15 protein-coding genes and 1 pseudogene are annotated in these 15,162 nt (G+C 55.7%); 7 read left to right on the top strand and 9 right to left on the bottom strand.

Annotation, left to right across the window (positions count from 1 at the left end; all coding sequences use genetic code 11):
- The 5 genes from BCA33_RS15425 to BCA33_RS15405 all read right to left on the bottom strand — a co-directional run.
- Window positions 1–620, bottom strand: a 620-nt coding sequence (locus BCA33_RS15425) for a MetQ/NlpA family ABC transporter substrate-binding protein (RefSeq protein WP_071267241.1), incomplete at its 3' end; no start/stop codon positions are given.
- Window positions 621–646: 26 nt separating this feature from the next.
- Entirely contained in the window at window positions 647–1,312 is a 666-nt protein-coding gene (locus BCA33_RS15420; RefSeq protein WP_071267239.1) for a methionine ABC transporter permease, read from the bottom strand.
- The gene (locus BCA33_RS15415) at window positions 1,312–2,319 is read right to left on the bottom strand and encodes a methionine ABC transporter ATP-binding protein (protein ID WP_071267237.1); all 1,008 of its coding nucleotides are present in this window, start codon (window positions 2,317–2,319) and stop codon (window positions 1,312–1,314) included. The genes BCA33_RS15420 and BCA33_RS15415 overlap by 1 nt, the downstream gene beginning before the upstream one ends.
- A gap of 89 nt (window positions 2,320–2,408) precedes the next feature.
- The gene (locus tag BCA33_RS15410; RefSeq protein ID WP_071267235.1) at window positions 2,409–3,110 is read right to left on the bottom strand and encodes an anti-sigma factor; all 702 of its coding nucleotides are present in this window, start codon (window positions 3,108–3,110) and stop codon (window positions 2,409–2,411) included.
- Window positions 3,107–3,664, bottom strand: coding sequence for a sigma-70 family RNA polymerase sigma factor (locus BCA33_RS15405; protein ID WP_071267233.1), 558 nt, complete (start codon window positions 3,662–3,664; stop codon window positions 3,107–3,109). Before BCA33_RS15405 ends, BCA33_RS15410 begins: the two co-directional genes overlap by 4 nt.
- A gap of 158 nt (window positions 3,665–3,822) precedes the next feature.
- Here BCA33_RS15405 and BCA33_RS15400 point away from each other — a divergent pair.
- The 4 genes and pseudogenes from BCA33_RS15400 to BCA33_RS15385 all read left to right on the top strand — a co-directional run bounded on the left by BCA33_RS15400 (window position 3,823) and on the right by BCA33_RS15385 (window position 7,866).
- Window positions 3,823–5,294, top strand: a pseudogene (locus tag BCA33_RS15400) (DUF4331 domain-containing protein).
- A 10-nt stretch (window positions 5,295–5,304) separates the two neighbouring features.
- Window positions 5,305–5,556, top strand: a complete 252-nt coding sequence (locus BCA33_RS15395; protein WP_071267231.1) for a hypothetical protein — start codon at window positions 5,305–5,307, stop codon at window positions 5,554–5,556.
- Between the two features lie 100 nt (window positions 5,557–5,656).
- Window positions 5,657–6,754, top strand: coding sequence for a lipopolysaccharide assembly protein LapB (locus tag BCA33_RS15390; protein ID WP_071267243.1), 1,098 nt, complete (start codon window positions 5,657–5,659; stop codon window positions 6,752–6,754).
- A complete protein-coding gene (locus BCA33_RS15385; protein WP_071267229.1) occupies window positions 6,754–7,866 on the top strand; it encodes a HupE/UreJ family protein in 1,113 nt (370 codons plus the stop codon). The genes BCA33_RS15390 and BCA33_RS15385 overlap by 1 nt, the downstream gene beginning before the upstream one ends.
- Before the next feature lie 69 nt (window positions 7,867–7,935).
- On the opposite strand, the gene BCA33_RS15380 is transcribed toward BCA33_RS15385, so the two are convergent.
- Together BCA33_RS15380 and BCA33_RS15375 are read right to left on the bottom strand one after the other, a co-directional pair.
- Complete coding sequence (locus BCA33_RS15380) at window positions 7,936–8,565, bottom strand: hypothetical protein (RefSeq protein WP_071267227.1); 630 nt, start codon at window positions 8,563–8,565, stop codon at window positions 7,936–7,938.
- A gap of 111 nt (window positions 8,566–8,676) precedes the next feature.
- On the bottom strand, window positions 8,677–10,179 hold the full coding sequence (locus tag BCA33_RS15375) for an amidase (RefSeq protein WP_254774474.1): 1,503 nt from the start codon (window positions 10,177–10,179) through the stop codon (window positions 8,677–8,679).
- 52 nt (window positions 10,180–10,231) lie between these two features.
- On the opposite strand from BCA33_RS15375, the gene BCA33_RS15370 reads away from it, so the two are divergent.
- Window positions 10,232–11,371 (top strand): transglycosylase SLT domain-containing protein, encoded by a 1,140-nt coding sequence (locus BCA33_RS15370; protein ID WP_071267223.1) that lies wholly within the window; start codon window positions 10,232–10,234, stop codon window positions 11,369–11,371.
- Window positions 11,362–12,129 (top strand): sulfite exporter TauE/SafE family protein, encoded by a 768-nt coding sequence (locus BCA33_RS15365; RefSeq protein ID WP_071267221.1) that lies wholly within the window; start codon window positions 11,362–11,364, stop codon window positions 12,127–12,129. Before BCA33_RS15370 ends, BCA33_RS15365 begins: the two co-directional genes overlap by 10 nt.
- A 10-nt stretch (window positions 12,130–12,139) precedes the next feature.
- Here BCA33_RS15365 and BCA33_RS22105 read toward each other — a convergent pair whose 3' ends face one another.
- Together BCA33_RS22105 and BCA33_RS22100 are read right to left on the bottom strand one after the other, a co-directional pair.
- Window positions 12,140–13,114, bottom strand: a complete 975-nt coding sequence (locus tag BCA33_RS22105; protein ID WP_254774473.1) for a GGDEF domain-containing protein — start codon at window positions 13,112–13,114, stop codon at window positions 12,140–12,142.
- Window positions 13,114–14,340, bottom strand: a complete 1,227-nt coding sequence (locus BCA33_RS22100) for a cache domain-containing protein (protein ID WP_254774472.1) — start codon at window positions 14,338–14,340, stop codon at window positions 13,114–13,116. The genes BCA33_RS22105 and BCA33_RS22100 overlap by 1 nt, the downstream gene beginning before the upstream one ends.
- A 338-nt stretch (window positions 14,341–14,678) precedes the next feature.
- Between BCA33_RS22100 and BCA33_RS15355 the strand changes: the two genes are divergently transcribed.
- Window positions 14,679–15,162 (top strand): MotA/TolQ/ExbB proton channel family protein (locus tag BCA33_RS15355; RefSeq protein WP_175469804.1); only part of this gene is annotated, 484 nt, incomplete at its 3' end.

Below are 15,162 nucleotides of genomic sequence, written 5' to 3'. Positions count from 1 at the left end.
AAAGCATCTTCCGATGGGTTCAGGCCTGCTTCCAGAGCGTAGTTGGTGTTGATCAGAGCAACGTCTACCTGGCCAAGAATCCGTGGCAGTGTTGCGGCTTCCAACTCTTTGAAATCAAGATCTTTCGGGTTATCAGCAATATCACGCGGCGTTGCGGTGATCTTGCTGCCTTCCTTTAATGTGATCAGCCCGGCTTTTTGCAGTAGCAGCAAAGCCCGACCACCGTTAGTGGGGTCGTTCGGAATGGCAATAACCGCGCCATTCTTCAGGTCGTCCAGAGAGTCAATCTTGTTGGAGTAAGCGCCAAACGGCTCAACGTGAATGCCGGCAACAGTCACCAGGTTGGTACCACGGCCGTCGTTGAATTCATCCAGGTACGGCTGGTGCTGGAAGAAGTTGGCGTCCATTCGCTTCTGGTCTACCTGAACGTTAGGCTGGATATAGTCAGTGAATACTTTTACATCCAGTTCCACGCCCTGTTCAGCCAGCTTAGGCTTCACAAATTCCAGCAATTCGGCGTGAGGTACCGGCGTTGCGGCTACGGACAGCTTCTCGGCGGATACCGCCGCAGAAAAAACGGATGCGGCAGCCAGTGCCACCAGAGCTTTTTTAAAGTTCATAACTGTACTCTCCTGTTAACTAAAAATTACTTACGGCTGAAGTGCAGAACCAGCCGATCACCAACCATCTGCAGCACCTGCACAAAGATCACCAGCAGCGCCACGGTAATCACCATCACATCGGTCTGAAACCGCTGATAGCCAAAACGAATCGCCAGGTCACCCAGGCCGCCACCGCCGATAACACCCGACATGGCCGCATAGGACACCAGCGTAATGGCTGTCACTGTAATGCCGGCGATGATGCCCGGAAGCGCCTCGGGCAGCAAGGCGCCGAATATGATCTGTCGCACGCTGGCACCCATGGCCTGGGTGGCTTCGATGATACCTCGATCAACTTCCCGCAGGGAGGTTTCCACCAGCCGTGCGAAGAACGGCGCACCGCCCGCAACCAGCGGCGGAATAGCTCCTGCCACGCCCAGAGATGTGCCAATCAGCATCACCGTAAACGGTATCATCACAATCAGCAGAATAATGAACGGCACAGAGCGCAATACGTTCACCACAAACGACAGCACGGCATAGGCAACCGGCTGCTCCAGTAACTGTCGCTTTCCGGTGAGGAACAACAAAACACCTATGGGCAGACCTGCCAGCACACTGAAAAGCAGCGACATACCCACCATGATCAGGGTATCCCAGCTCGCTAGGCCAATCTCTGGCCAATCCACGTTACTCAATAAAGCTTCCATCAGCGCAACACCTCTACGTGAACGTCGGCTGCTTCCAGTGCACTCATAGCTACAGCCAGATCACCCCCCACCAAAGACAGGGTCAGCTGGCCATAGGGCGTGTCTTTAATGTGGTCAATACGACCAGACAGGATGCTGAAATCGACACCAGAGGCGCGAGCCACACTCCCCAGTAACGGCTGATAGGTGGATTCACCCTTGAACGTCAAACGCAGGATGCGGCCATTGGCCTTTTGCATATCCTCCTGCCGCTCCTGGCTATCAACACTCTCACTTTCAAAAACAAAATCCCGGGTGGTGGGGTGCTGAGGGTGCAAAAATACATCGCTAACCAGCCCCATCTCCACTACTCGTCCACCGTCCATAACGGCAACCCGGTCACACACCCGGCGCACCACGTCCATCTCGTGGGTAATGAGCACAATAGTCAGGCCCAACTCTTTGTTTATTTCGGCCAGCAGTCGGAGTACAGATTGGGTTGTTTGCGGATCCAGTGCGCTGGTGGCTTCGTCGCACAGCAAAATGGTAGGTCTGCAGGCAAGCGCCCGGGCAATGCCGACACGTTGCTTTTGGCCGCCGGATAACTGGGAGGGGTATTTATCGGCCTGATCTAAAAGGCTGACACGAGCCAGCAGCTCCTGCACACGGTCCCGAATGTCGGTTTTGGAATAGACACCCGCCAGCTTCATAGGGAAGGCGATGTTATCGGCGACCGTTTTTGAGGACAGCAGATTAAAGTGCTGGAAGATCATGCCCACTTTACGGCGGAAGGCTCGCAGTTCTGCGGCGCTATAGCGGGTAATATTCTCGTTATCGATGAGAATATTACCGCCGGTCGCCGGCTCCAGCAGGTTGATCAGGCGTACCAGGGTGGATTTTCCCGCCCCGGAATGCCCAACAATGCCGAACACCTCGCCGGTTTCAATGGTCATATCAGTAGGATGGAGCGCGGGGATCGCCCGGCCGCCCACCTGATACGACTTCTGTACCTGGTTAAATACAATCACGGTCAGCGCCTTGTGGGTGCAGCGTTAAAACCGGCGATTATAAACCATTCAGGGGGCAAACCCGAATCCGCATATCACGCAAAGCGCTTCTATAGCTCATAGAGCTGTGCAACATGCAGAATGGGCCCGGACGGCTCCCCGGTGGTAGATCCGCCCAGGGGTTCCAGGCTGATGGCCAGCGTGCGGCTTTGCGACAGCGCCGCCCTTGCCTGCTTGGTGAGCGTAACTTCATGCACGCCGCCAACCGGAATAACCCCGAGAGACAGCGGCTGCCCATTCTCCGGCACAATCCAAAGTTCGTAATCTTTACCGGTACCAGCAGCACTGGCGGCGACAGAGCGCAATTTCAGCAGGTTACTTTGCCCGGCCTCACTTACCAACCAAAGCGGGTCACTTGTGTCGGCTTGAACAATCGCGCCAGAAAGCTCCGTTTGAGAAGTCTCAGGCGACGGCTGTATCAACACAACGGCCATAACCAGGGCAGCGGCCGTCGCCACAACACTCCAACTGGGCCAGAACCAGCGATGGTTGGCACGGGACTGGGCGCTGCCAACAGGGCTCTCATGCCGCCACAAACGGCGCTCAATAGCGCTCCATACCGAAGACGGTGGGCTGACTTCTGGCACCTTGGCAGACAGTTGGCCGAGCTTTTGCTCCCAAAACCAAACTTCTTCCCGTACCTTTGCGGAGTCCACCATCCAACGCTCAAAGCGCCTGCGTGCGTGGCCTTCAAGGGAGCCCAACACATACTCAGCGGCAAGCATTTCAATACGCTCTGTTGTCTTTTTCATGGTTCCAGGCACCTCTTCAAAGCAGTCAAACCACGTCGAATCCAGCTTTTCACAGTGCCCAATGGGGAATTTAACACCTGGGCCAACTCATCGTGCGTAAGTCCTTTGTAATAGGAGAGCAAAATGCTATCCCGTTGCACATCACTGAGTTCATCAAGGCAACCGGTTAGCTGGGCTTCTCCAGCGCTGCGAAGGGACTCATCAAGAGGGCCTTCGCGACCGTCTGCAATGTGCTCAAGATGCTCTTCGCCACTGTTATGGCGCACTTTGCGCGAGCGCATCATGTCCAGTGTTCGATAGCGGGCAATGCTCATCATCCAGCCCAGTGGCATACCTCTATCCATGTGGTACTCCCGGGAGCGGTGCCAGATTTGGATAAAAGCCTCTTGCAGCGCCTCTTCAGCCAGATCCCGCTGCCCTGCCAGTTTCAGGCACATCCCAAACATTCGTGAAGAAACGCTGTGATAAAGCTGTTGAAACGCTTCACGGTCTTCCCGGGCGACGGCCAGTAGTAGGCGCATCAAGTCGTCCTGACTGTTATCGTTCTGAGACATTTCAGCTCCGTAGTGTCGATGACTGTTAATACGCCTTGCCCGTATAGGGAGATGCAGACTCTACCTTAATTTTTTTTTGATGCTGTGTGCATCTTTATTATTCGCCCGGCCGTTTCCTCTTTTGTCACAACCACAAAAAGACACATTGAGGAAACGCTATGAACACAATCATTAAACGCTCTGCTCTCGCGGTTGCCGTTGCCGGCGTATGCTTGAGCGCCGGCCTGAGCCAGGCCTCAAGCCACCGTGAAGCACCTTTTATAACCGAAGTGCCAAAAGTTGATGGCACCGACTTTTACATGTTCCGGAGTTACGAGGCTAACAGAGCCGACTACGTTACTATGATAGCCAATTACCTGCCTTTGCAGGACGCCTACGGCGGACCCAACTATTTCGATATGGATGACGACGCTATTTACGAAATCCACATCGACAACAGCGGCAACGCGCAGGAAAACCTCACGTTCCGCTTCCAGTTCTCAAGTACGTTGAACGACATCCAGTTGCCGGTCGGCTCCGGCAGCGACCAGAAGATGGTCTCTGTTCCGTTGAAAAACATTGGTGATGCCAGCAACGGCGACAACGTTCAGCTCAGCCAGGAATACACGGTTTCTGTGATTCGTGGTGACCGCCGCACCGGCACGGTCGAGACGGCAACCAATGTCACTGACGGCACCAGCACGTTCGCTAAGCCTCTGGACAACATCGGCAGCAAATCCTTTCCCGATTACCAAACCTACGCCAACCAGCATATCTTTGAAATTGGCATTCCCGGCTGCTCCACCAATGGTCAGGTGTTTGTGGGCCAACGCAAGGAAGCCTTTGCGGTTAACCTCGGCGAAATTTTCGACCTGGTAAACACCAACCCTCTCGGCCCTCGTGATGGCGAAGGCACTGGTGACCTGGCCGACAAAAACGTGACGTCGTTTGCCCTGGAAGTGCCCACCGAATGCTTAACCGGTACCGCAGTCACCTCGGAGGACGATCCAGTCATCGGCGCCTGGACCACAGCCAGCCTGCGTCAGGCACGGATCATCAACCCAGAGCCAAGCGCAGATGGCAAGGGCGCCACCGTGGAAGGCGGCGCTTGGACCCAGGTATCGCGCCTTGGCATGCCACTGGTGAATGAAGTGGTTATCGGCTTAAAGGACAAAGACCTGTTCAACGCCAGTGAGCCCATGAACGATGGCCAGTTTGCCACCTACGTGACTCACCCAACTCTGCCAGAGCTGCTAGAGATACTGTTCGGCAGTGCCGGCGCAGTTGCACCGGACAACTTCCCACGCACCGATTTGGTCACCGCCTTCCTGACCGGTGTACCCGCTGTAAACATGCCGGTAGGCGTACAGGCTCTGAAATGCTGCGTCTGAACCCGGCCATTGACGCTACGCCTGCGGACATGCAAAACGACCTGGGTGTTCTGGGTGGTGATACCGCAGGCTTCCCGAACGGCCGTCGCCCGGTCGATGACGTAGTCGATTCCGCCTTGAGAGTTGTCATGGGTGCCTTGACCCCCAACGCGCCAAATAAGGACACACCGTTTACCGACGGCGTTCAGCTTGATCCAAGCGAGCTCCAGGTAGTGTTCCCGTACCTGGCAACCCCGCTGGCCGGCTCACCTAACTCTTAAGGAGTGAATGATGAAACTAATCATAAAGTTAGCCGGGGCGAGCCTGATGGCTCTGGCCTTGACGGGGTGCTTCAACGGCTCAAGCAGCGGCGACAGCAGCAGCGAAAATCCGCAACCGGGTATGGCGGTGGATTTTGGGACGTTCGTAAAGGCCGAGTTTGATAACCCGAACCCGAACCGAGAGCCCAAGCAAATTAATGACATCGAATTCAGCTTCAACGATCAAAACAATCCGCAGGCATTCGATGACCTCCTCAGATAGGAAATCCTCACACCGGACCCAAAAGTCTTTGCATCCGGTCTTCTCCCTCCTCGCGCTTCGGCGCGGGGGGGCTTTTTGGATTGGGTTTGGCGCACTTGGCTTGCTGTGTTCTTCACTTGCAGCAGCCGCTCCGAGCCCAATTCAAAGCGATTTTGATGACGACACGGTGCTGGTTACCCTGCCCGCGTCTGCGCCAGCCAGCGATGGCGTTCCTTCTTCACCGGAGGCCATGGCCCGTGAGGTTCAAAAACTCATTTCCGAGGCTCGGCGCAGCGGCGACCCCCGTTTTCTGGGCTATGCCGATCGGTTGTTCAAACAGCAGGCCGGGCAGGCGCTGACCGATGAACTGTTGGTGTTACGGGCAACCCTTGCCCAGAGCCTGCACAAGTTTGAGGCTGCAAGGCAAGACCTGAATACAGTACTCGACCGGTCAGAAGCACCTTTGCAACGGGCTCAGGCGCTAGTTACGCTGGCAAACATTGAGCTGGCCCAAGGGCGCTACGACGATGCAAAGCCATTTTGTAAGCAGCTAGCAGAAGAACGCCCCGGCCTTATCGCGGCCAGCTGTCTTGCCCAGGTGGCTGCGCGTACCGGCGGTGCCAAACCCGCCTACAAAAAGCTGGCAGCCACAACCCGATTCCTCAGTAGAGCAAACCCTCAAGAACGTATGTGGGCCCAAGGCACGTTGGGAGACATAGCGGCGCAGCTTGGCCAACGCTCTGCGGCTGAACATTGGCAGCAGGTGTTGAGCCAAGACCCAGACGATTTATACATCCGGGCACAACTGGCAGACTGGTACCTCCAGAATGGCAAACCCAAGCAAGCCCTGGCGGCAACCAAAGCGTATGAATCTGTAGATAACCTAGCCGTCATCCGTGCCATTGCCATGCGCCAAGTGAACCACCCCAACGCACAGGCGCTTGCTTCGCGATTGCGCGAGCGATTTGATGAAGCCTTGTGGCGCGGCTCCATGCTACACCAGCGCGATCTGGCCCGTTTCGAGCTAGATATCGAGCAACGGCCAGAGAATGCATTGCAGCACGCCATGGCAAACTGGGACTCACAACGTGAACCCCAGGATACCCGCCTAGCGCTCCGGGCTGCTCTTGCGGCACAAGACAACACTGCGTTGAGTCAGCTGCGTGACTGGCTTAAGCAGCAGAACCAGTCTGATGCCCGCTATCCGGAGGAATCGTGATGCTTGTGAAACAGCTTCTGGCGCTATTGACCATGGCCGCCTTTGCGAGCCCGGCCCTCGCCCACAAGGCCAGCGATAGCTTTCTCTACGTAGATATGGACGCCTCCGAGTTCCGAATTGACATAGCCCTGCGGGACCTTGCCCTGCTGGTTCCCCTGGATTCTGACGGCGATCAAAAGGTTACGGGCCTTGAGCTACGTGCCCAGCGATCGCTCGCAACTCAAACCATTGAAAACGCAATCACCCTGACCAGTGAGCAGGGCGCCTGCAGCATTCGAGGGCAGGCGTGGGGTCTGAGTTCACACAGCGATGGCCCCTATCTCGCGACCCAGTATCAAATTGCGTGTCCCAATGGCGAGCGCCCTGAACAGATCGAATACTCCTTGTTGTTTGATCGAGATAACTTGCACCGGGGGCTGGTTCAGATTACATCCGGAGACACTCGTTCTCTCACCGTGCTCTCTCCCGACAAGCCCACAGTTGACCTTACTGGTGGTGCGATAGGGCCGTGGAGCACCTTCACAACATTCCTTTATGAGGGCGTTGTGCACTTGCTGATCGGGCTCGATCACATGCTATTTTTGCTGGTGCTGGTATTGCCAGCTACGTTGATACCACGCGGGCAGAACAGCCAGGGCATAAGCCGGTCACTCAAATCACGCTTGCTGCAGTTGGTGGGCATTGTGTCCGCCTTCACGGTGGCACACTCCATCACTCTGGCTCTGTCGGCGTTGAACGTTATCCGGCTCCCCATCGCCTGGGTTGAAACCGTGATTGCGCTTTCCATCGCGGCGGCCGCGCTCAACGTGGTGTGGCCCTTTCTGGGGCGGAAAACATGGAAGCTGGCGTTCGCTTTCGGGCTAATCCACGGCTTCGGCTTTGCCAGCGTGCTGGGCGACCTTACCGGGGGTGTTTCCAACCTGGCCATTGCTCTTGCGGGTTTTAACCTGGGGGTAGAGTTCGGGCAACTGGGCCTGCTGATCATCGGCTTTCCGTTGCTCTATGCCTTGGCACACGTCAGGGCGTACCAAAGGTTTATGGTGCCTTTGATGCTTATAGGCGTAGGCACCATAAGCTTGATGTGGGTTGTAGAGAGGGCGGGCTCTATTTAGAGCGCCGCTGTAAACCAAAAAGCCGGGTCTTTGGCCCGGCTTTTTGGTTCAGGGTTTTAAAGTGTTCAATCAGTGCAGTGCTCGCAACTGCCGAGGGTACAGTGCCGCGCTTACTTCAGGTTCCTCAAGAAGATCAGACAGCTCCAGATCAATGTCGGTTTCTTCACCGTGCTCTGGTAGAGGCTCAAACAGTGTGCTGAGCCAAGATGCAATCGAAGGCTCTTCATTACGCCTGTAGTCCGTAGACAACGCCTTGATGCGCCGAAAACCTATGATGCGCTGATGCTTGGGATCCCGGATCTGCTCAAACCCACGCCAGTACACGTGGTCCCGGGTATGGAGTTGCACAAACAAAGTATCTATCGGTTCGTTTATCTCGTCCTCAGCACTGTCTTTTTCAGCACTGGCTTCTGATGAGACCTCAAAGCCGTCATCTTCTGCCGCTTCTTTCTTTTTCTGGCGGATGGTTGTCCAGGCGGGGTACAGAACCGCCACGGCATCCGCTTCAACATGCTCGCGGGCAGCGCGGAGAATTAACCCCCAGCGTGCCTTGTCGGCATCGGTTTCAAGTGAGTTGATGGGCAAGTCGTAGCTTTGTTCGCTGGCCAGAACAATTGCCATCATCGGAGCATCTAGCTCCCCCATGGCTTCTGCCTGTGCTACTGATACCAGTTCGTCGATTGCCATCGGTTGGTTCATAATACGCTCGCCTCCTCGATGCCATCAGGGTGTATCAGGAAGATGATCTCCCTGATACACAGCATAGCCTGTTACGCGCATAAAGATAAACGTGGGGTTTCAGTTAACGGATCACAAGCCCGTTGCCGGAAACGCATTTTCAAGCCGTTCGTAATAGCCAAACCATGGCGCTGCCGCTTCAAGCTGAGCAGCCAGCTGCAGCAGTATATCTTCCCCCCCGTGGGGCGCACCAAACTGCACGCCAACTGGCAGCCCCTCCGCTGTCCAGTGCACGGGCACAGACATGGCAGGCGTTCCAGTGAGGTTGGCAAGTTGAGTGAACGGCGTGCGGGCCAGGCTTTCCATCGCCATATGATCCACCTGCCCGCTGCGGTGCACCATTTTCCCAGCGTTGAGCCTTAGCATCAGCTTGGCCGCCAACTTCAGGTGCACCGGCGTGTCCAGCTCACCGATACGGACGGGCAGTTGGCCGGTGGTGGGGCAGAGATAAAGATCGTATCCCCCGAAAAACGCGCCTAGGGCCCGAGAAAACTCATTCCACTGTTGGCGACGAAGCACGTAATCTGACAGCGGCATGGTGTTGCCCAACATCCCCATCAGGCGGGTATCCAACTCGAAATCACTGTCATCAGCGCCAAGCTGTTCCTTGGCTTTCGCCATCATGGCGGACACTTCACCAAAATAAAGGCCAAGGTAACAGCGAGCCAGTGCCATGCCATCAAATTCTGGCCGAGCATACTCAACCTTATGCCCCAAATTTTCCAAAATCCGTGCCGTTTCCTCAACGGCTGCAACACACTCCGGAGCCACTTCGGTGCCGTAAGGAGATGCTGTAAACACGCCAATTTTCAGGCTGCCTGGGGACTGCTGCATTACCTCTGCATAGGCGGCACCGGGAGCGGGAATAACAAATGGATCGCCGGGGGCAGAACCGCTGAGTACATCCAGCATTGCAGCGCTGTCGCGCACAGTGCGGGTAACCACATGATCTGAGGAGGCACCAGTCCAGGATTCGCCCATCAGAGGCCCGCTGGAGATACGGCCGCGCGATGGTTTGAGCCCAAACAACCCGTTATAGGCGGCAGGTATGCGGATAGAGCCACCACCATCGTTAGCCCCCGCCATGGGCACAATACCAGCGGCGGTGGCAGCACCGGAACCGCCGCTTGAGCCGCCGGGGGTGAGTTTGGTATTCCAGGGGTTGCGCGAAGGCCCCCACAACTCGGATTCAGTGATTGCCTTCAGGCCGAATTCCGGTGTCGCCGTACGCCCCAGAAACACCAGCCCACCCTCACGGGAGCGGCGCACAAACTCGGAATCCTGTGGTGCAATGTTGTTTCTAAACCCGCGACTGCCATAGGTGCAAGGCCGGCCAGACTGCTCCTGCGCCAGATCCTTGAGCAGCAAGGGCACACCGGCAAAGACGCCTTGCTGCGGGAAATACTGTGCCAACGCTTCGGAAAACTGGGGAAAGCAAATCGCGTTAAGGGAACCGTTCACAGAGGTTGCCCGTTCCACCGCAGCCTCGCATACTTCCTGGGAGGTCACTTCGCCACGGCGGATCAGATCAGCCAACGCGGTGGCGTCATAACGCAGATACTCAGATTGCTTCATAAAGGCGTCCATTTGTTATTGTGGTGCCCGGAATACCACGGACACATCGCTTATGAACTCAAGACTCGCAAGCTTACGTCAGCTTGCTCTGATTTTCATCCTGACCACCTTGGTGCAAGCACCTGCGTGGGCAGAAGAAAATCAGGCAGATGAAGACAGTGCTGACACTGCCGGCTGGACAGCCATTGTCAGGAACTCGCCCTATTGGGTCAGCCAGGGCGTTTATACAAATATTCTTACCATCCGCCGCTGGGTACTGAAGGAATCCGGTTATTGCTCAAGCCCTGACCGCCATATTCTCTTCGACATGCGCGGGCAGTTTCTGGGCTGGATCAGCAACGGCGCCGACAGCGCCGCGACCCAGAGGCGCCTGAACGACACCCGCCAGGCGTTACATGCAAAAGGTCTTACCGAGGAATGGATTGCCGGTGATGCAAATACCAAGGGCTACCCATTTGCCCTGGCCTGTGACCAGCCCCATGTAAACCTGGATCTTGCCGTTGGTCGCTACATGGGCGCCCGAAGCAAAGACAGGGTATGGGGCGCCTGGGACGACCTTGCTTTCGCAACTCGCGAACAGCCCGGCTCGCTTCACGATGCGTTGATGTACATCGTTCAGCGCAGGGACGAGCAAAACCGCTTTGCATTACCGGCGGTTTTGCCCAGGTACCTGGCCGGACAAGTCCTGATTGAAAGCGGAGGCCAGGCCAGAGCGCATTCCCGCGCAAACGCCAAGGGCATTCTCCAGCTATCTCCTTCCGCCCTGAAAGACTGCCAGATAAAGCCGCAAAACTATTGGCACCGGCTGGCGCAGATCGATTGCGCGCTGCGCCTGATGCACCAAAATGCCCGCAACCTGCAGCCTGCGTTTGATCAGCGTTTTGGTCACCTGCCCGAAGGCAAACGGAATGACCTGTTCGTGCTGTTGCTGATCCAGGCATACCATGGGGGCGCCAGCCGCGTTCAGTCTTTGCTTGATGGGGAGGTGCTGGCTAAACCAGCGGAATACTTTGCAGTCAATCACGAACGTTTTACCGCAGGCGACATCGCGTTTGGCATGGTGTTTCATAATCTGGGCCGAGACAGGCTAGGGCTGGCTTCGCTGTATTACGTTGCCGATGTGCAGTTGGCAACCGAGGCGTTGTGTCGAACGCAAAAGCTTAAGCCCGAGGAATTTTGCGCGTGGAAATAACTCTGCTCCCTGAGAACCTAAGCCTGTCCGTGGCGCTTTTTCTGTTGGCGAGTTCTGTTATTACGTCAATGATCACCGCAAGCCTGGGTGCTGGCGGGGGTGTTCTTCTGTTAATTCTTATGGCTACGTGGATGCCTGCAGCTGCAATCATACCCGTCCACGGCATGATTCAACTGGGCTCCAACGGTGGCCGGGCAGTATTGACGTGGAAACACATAGACTGGCGGACTGTCGCAGCGTTCGCACCCGGCGTGATCGCAGGCGCGGCGGCGGGAGCCTGGTTACTGGTGAGTCTGCCAGCTTATCTATGGCAACTAACCATTGCCACCTTCGTGCTCTACTTGTGCTGGGGTCCGGCCCTGCCCAAAAGCGCGTTCGGCCCGATTGGTGTTTTTATCGCCGCCACAGTAACTAGCTTTGTCAGTCTTTTCGTGGGTGCTACCGGCCCGCTAGTGGCGGCGTTTATAAAACAGATTCATACAGACCGGTTTCGCACCGTCGCAACCTTTGCCACCGCGATGGTCCTGCAGCATGCCCCCAAAGCTCTGGTTTTTGGTGTGACGGGGTTTGTGTTTGCACACTGGTTGCCATTTATTCTGGCCATGATTGCCTGCGGCTTTGCAGGCACCTGGATCGGCTTACGCCTTTTGAACTCTTTCGATAACCGCTGGTTCAACAAAGCGCTCAATCTGGTTCTGACTATCCTGGCTTTGCGTTTAATATGGCAGGCTAGTTTGGCAACGCACTGGTGGGTCTAAGTGCCTGTGACTACAGAGCAGTCACAGGCACAACCACAACCCGATTCCGGCCTTGTGCCTTGGCAAGATAGGCGCCGTCATCTGCCCGGGCGACCACATCTTTGGGTTCGCGATCTGTAATAACCAGTTCGGTCATGCCAATACTTGCCGTGACTCCAAACATTTGCCCGTCCTGCACTATCTCAATGGCTTCAACACCCGCACGGATACGTTCTGCAAGGGTCCTGGCTCTGGCGAGCCCACAAGCCGGAAGAATAATACCGAACTCGTCACCGCCTAACCGAGCCACCGTATCCGACTGGCGCACCGATTCTTTAAACAGGTCGGAAAGGCGCCGAAGCATTTCATCGCCAAGCAGATGCCCGCCCTCATCGTTCACCGGTTTGAAGTGGTCAAGGTCGATCAGCATTAGCACAGAGCTTGCTTCTTGCCGAGACGGTTCACTGAGAACCTTGGTTAACGAGGCGTTAAACGCTCGGCGGTTCAGCAATTGCGTTAAGCTGTCGTGGGTTGCCTCCCAGGACAACCGCTCCTCCTCGCGCCTGCGCTCAGCATCATCCCTTAGCACAAACACCAGCCGCTCGTTCTGACGCCCCTGACGGATGGGAGTCATGCTGAGATCCACATCAAACACATCGCCGCTGCCATTGCGGAGGGTAACGTAAAGGCTGTCTAGATCATCCCGATCAAGAAACCACTCATGGGTGAGCGCCTGATCTTCGTGGTCAATTCCCACCAGTTCAAATACATTTTTGCCAATATATTCCCCGCTCGCACCCAGAAAACGGCCCGCTGCGTGGTTCGCGTAACGGATCACACCGCCGGTGTCTGCCATCAGCACGCCGTCCTGCATCACTCCCAGTATACTTTCCGCCCTCTGCTGCTCGTCCTGCAACGCTTGCTCTACTTCTAGCTCGTGGGAAATATCCCGCACAATCGTGACGGTGCCCATGACCTTTTCCGGAGTTTCAAGGGTCGCCGTCATTACCTGACACCAGACCGGTGGGCCGGCGTTCGGCCCTTGCAGCCGGAAACGATCCCGGAACACTTCCTGTTGCACCAGAGCCTGCTGCCAGCCTCAATCACGGCATCGCGGTCGACATTCGAAACACAATCAAACAGGTGCGAGCCGCCTAGCTCGACCAGTTTTCGTCCAATGATGCCTTCAAATACGGGGTTAACAAATTCGATACGGCCAAGAACATCGGCCTGCACAATACCAATAGGCGCACCACGGGTCAGCGAACGGAAAAATGCCTCCCGTTCGGCCAGGGAACTCAGAACGTCGTCACGTTCATCCATGACCATGTTGAATATTTCTGCCACTTGGCTGATTTCCGAGCCTCCTGACACTCCTACCGGGTTACTTCGCACACCCAGGTGACGTTCATGCACCTGCTGCCCAAGTTCACCCAAAGGTGCCATCAGCCGGCGGAAGCGCCACATTGCAACCGGAACAACCAGCAGGATCACCGCCAGCAAAATCCAGAGAAGGGCATCGGTGATTCGAGTGGCGGGTGCGTATGCTTCACGAGCCGGCCAAACAGCGGCCACAAACCAAGGCACTTCAGACATCTGCTGAACCGACAGAATAATACTTTCACCTTCGGCGTTGCGGGTTTTGGCGGTGCCCTCAAAACCGTTCATAGCACCTTGTAGCACTGGAGTGGCAACGCCTTCCGGCTGCATGACTTCTCCCGTGCGACCGTTGGCCAGAACGACCCCATTTCGGGCGACGAGGGCCAGATAACCGGTCTTACCAATGCGAATACCGGAAAACTCTTCAATAAGATGTTCACCCGCAAGCAACATCGCGCCGCCAAGCATGCCAATAAAGCGTTGCTGATGATCGAATACAGGAGCAACCATCATTACGGAAGGTTTGCCTTGATAGTACGAACGGTAGGGCTCGCTGATAAGAGGGGTAAGTTGTTCGGAGGATTGGCGAAAGTATGATCGATTGCTGACATCGGCCCCAATCATTTTCAGATCCTCGGGGTGCTCAGCAATCACTTTACCCTGTGCGTCTATCAGGTATACCCCATCAAACAAGTGCTGCAATGCGATCTGGCGGCGCTTGAGAATTTTTGTACGCCCCTCGAAAGCCGCCTCACTCATGGTGAATCCCTGCGCGACGTGAGCCAATGCTTCCAGACGCTGTGACAACTTGCCATCCAGTTCAACCGCAACCAGCTGTGCAATGGTCGCCACTTGATTTTCTGCCTGTTGCTCTAGCTCTGACCTGCTAAGGAATGAGCCGCAAGTGCCACCAAAACCGCGGTCAGAACAACAACACCCACAACAAGAAGCACCGCCCGATTAACCAGACTGCCCAGCCAACGCCCCATCAGCACAGCAGGGTTGCTCCGTTCTGCAGGGATTGAGTGTTAATGGGACGGCCTCCGGTTTCGAATCAGGTCAATTGTAAAGAGTGCGTTCAACAGCGACATGAATTCTAACAGAGGCCTACGACTGAGAGGATTACAGGGTTGCAAACTAAATGATAATCGCTATTATTATCATGACATTTCAGAAAATCGGTAATTGGCATGAGCAATTTCCTGGCGCCCTTCGGCTCCGCACTGACAGATGGCCCCCTAAACCAGCTGCTAGCCATGGGCGGCCCAGTGATGATGGTACTGCTCGTTATGGCGGTTCTGGGCCTTATTACGTTTATCTACGTAATACTCCTGGGCGCGCTCTACGCGCCCAGGTTGTCCAAAAAAATTAAAAGTCTTATTACGTTTTGGCAACAGAACCCCTCAGGCGTGAACCCACAAGCCGTTCGACAGCAAGCCAGCCGCTGGGCAAAACTGAATCCTCTACATAGCCTGGTAACCAATACCATTGAGGCGCGGCAAAACCGCAAAGACGATCAACACATTCGCGAAACCACAGCACGGGATGCCCAGCAAGCGCTTGAGCCGTTTGAAGCCCCCCTCAAAATCATTGAAGTGATCGCGGCGCTCGCGCCTTTACTTGGCTTGCTGGGAACCGTGCTGGGAATGATGGAAGCCTTTAGCGCCATGGCAG

Origin of the sequence: Marinobacter sp. AC-23 (genome assembly GCF_001858325.1) — a bacterium.
GTDB lineage: Bacteria > Pseudomonadota > Gammaproteobacteria > Pseudomonadales > Oleiphilaceae > Marinobacter.
Note: the sequence above shows the minus strand (reverse complement) of the source record. Positions and strands in the feature narration are given on the sequence as shown.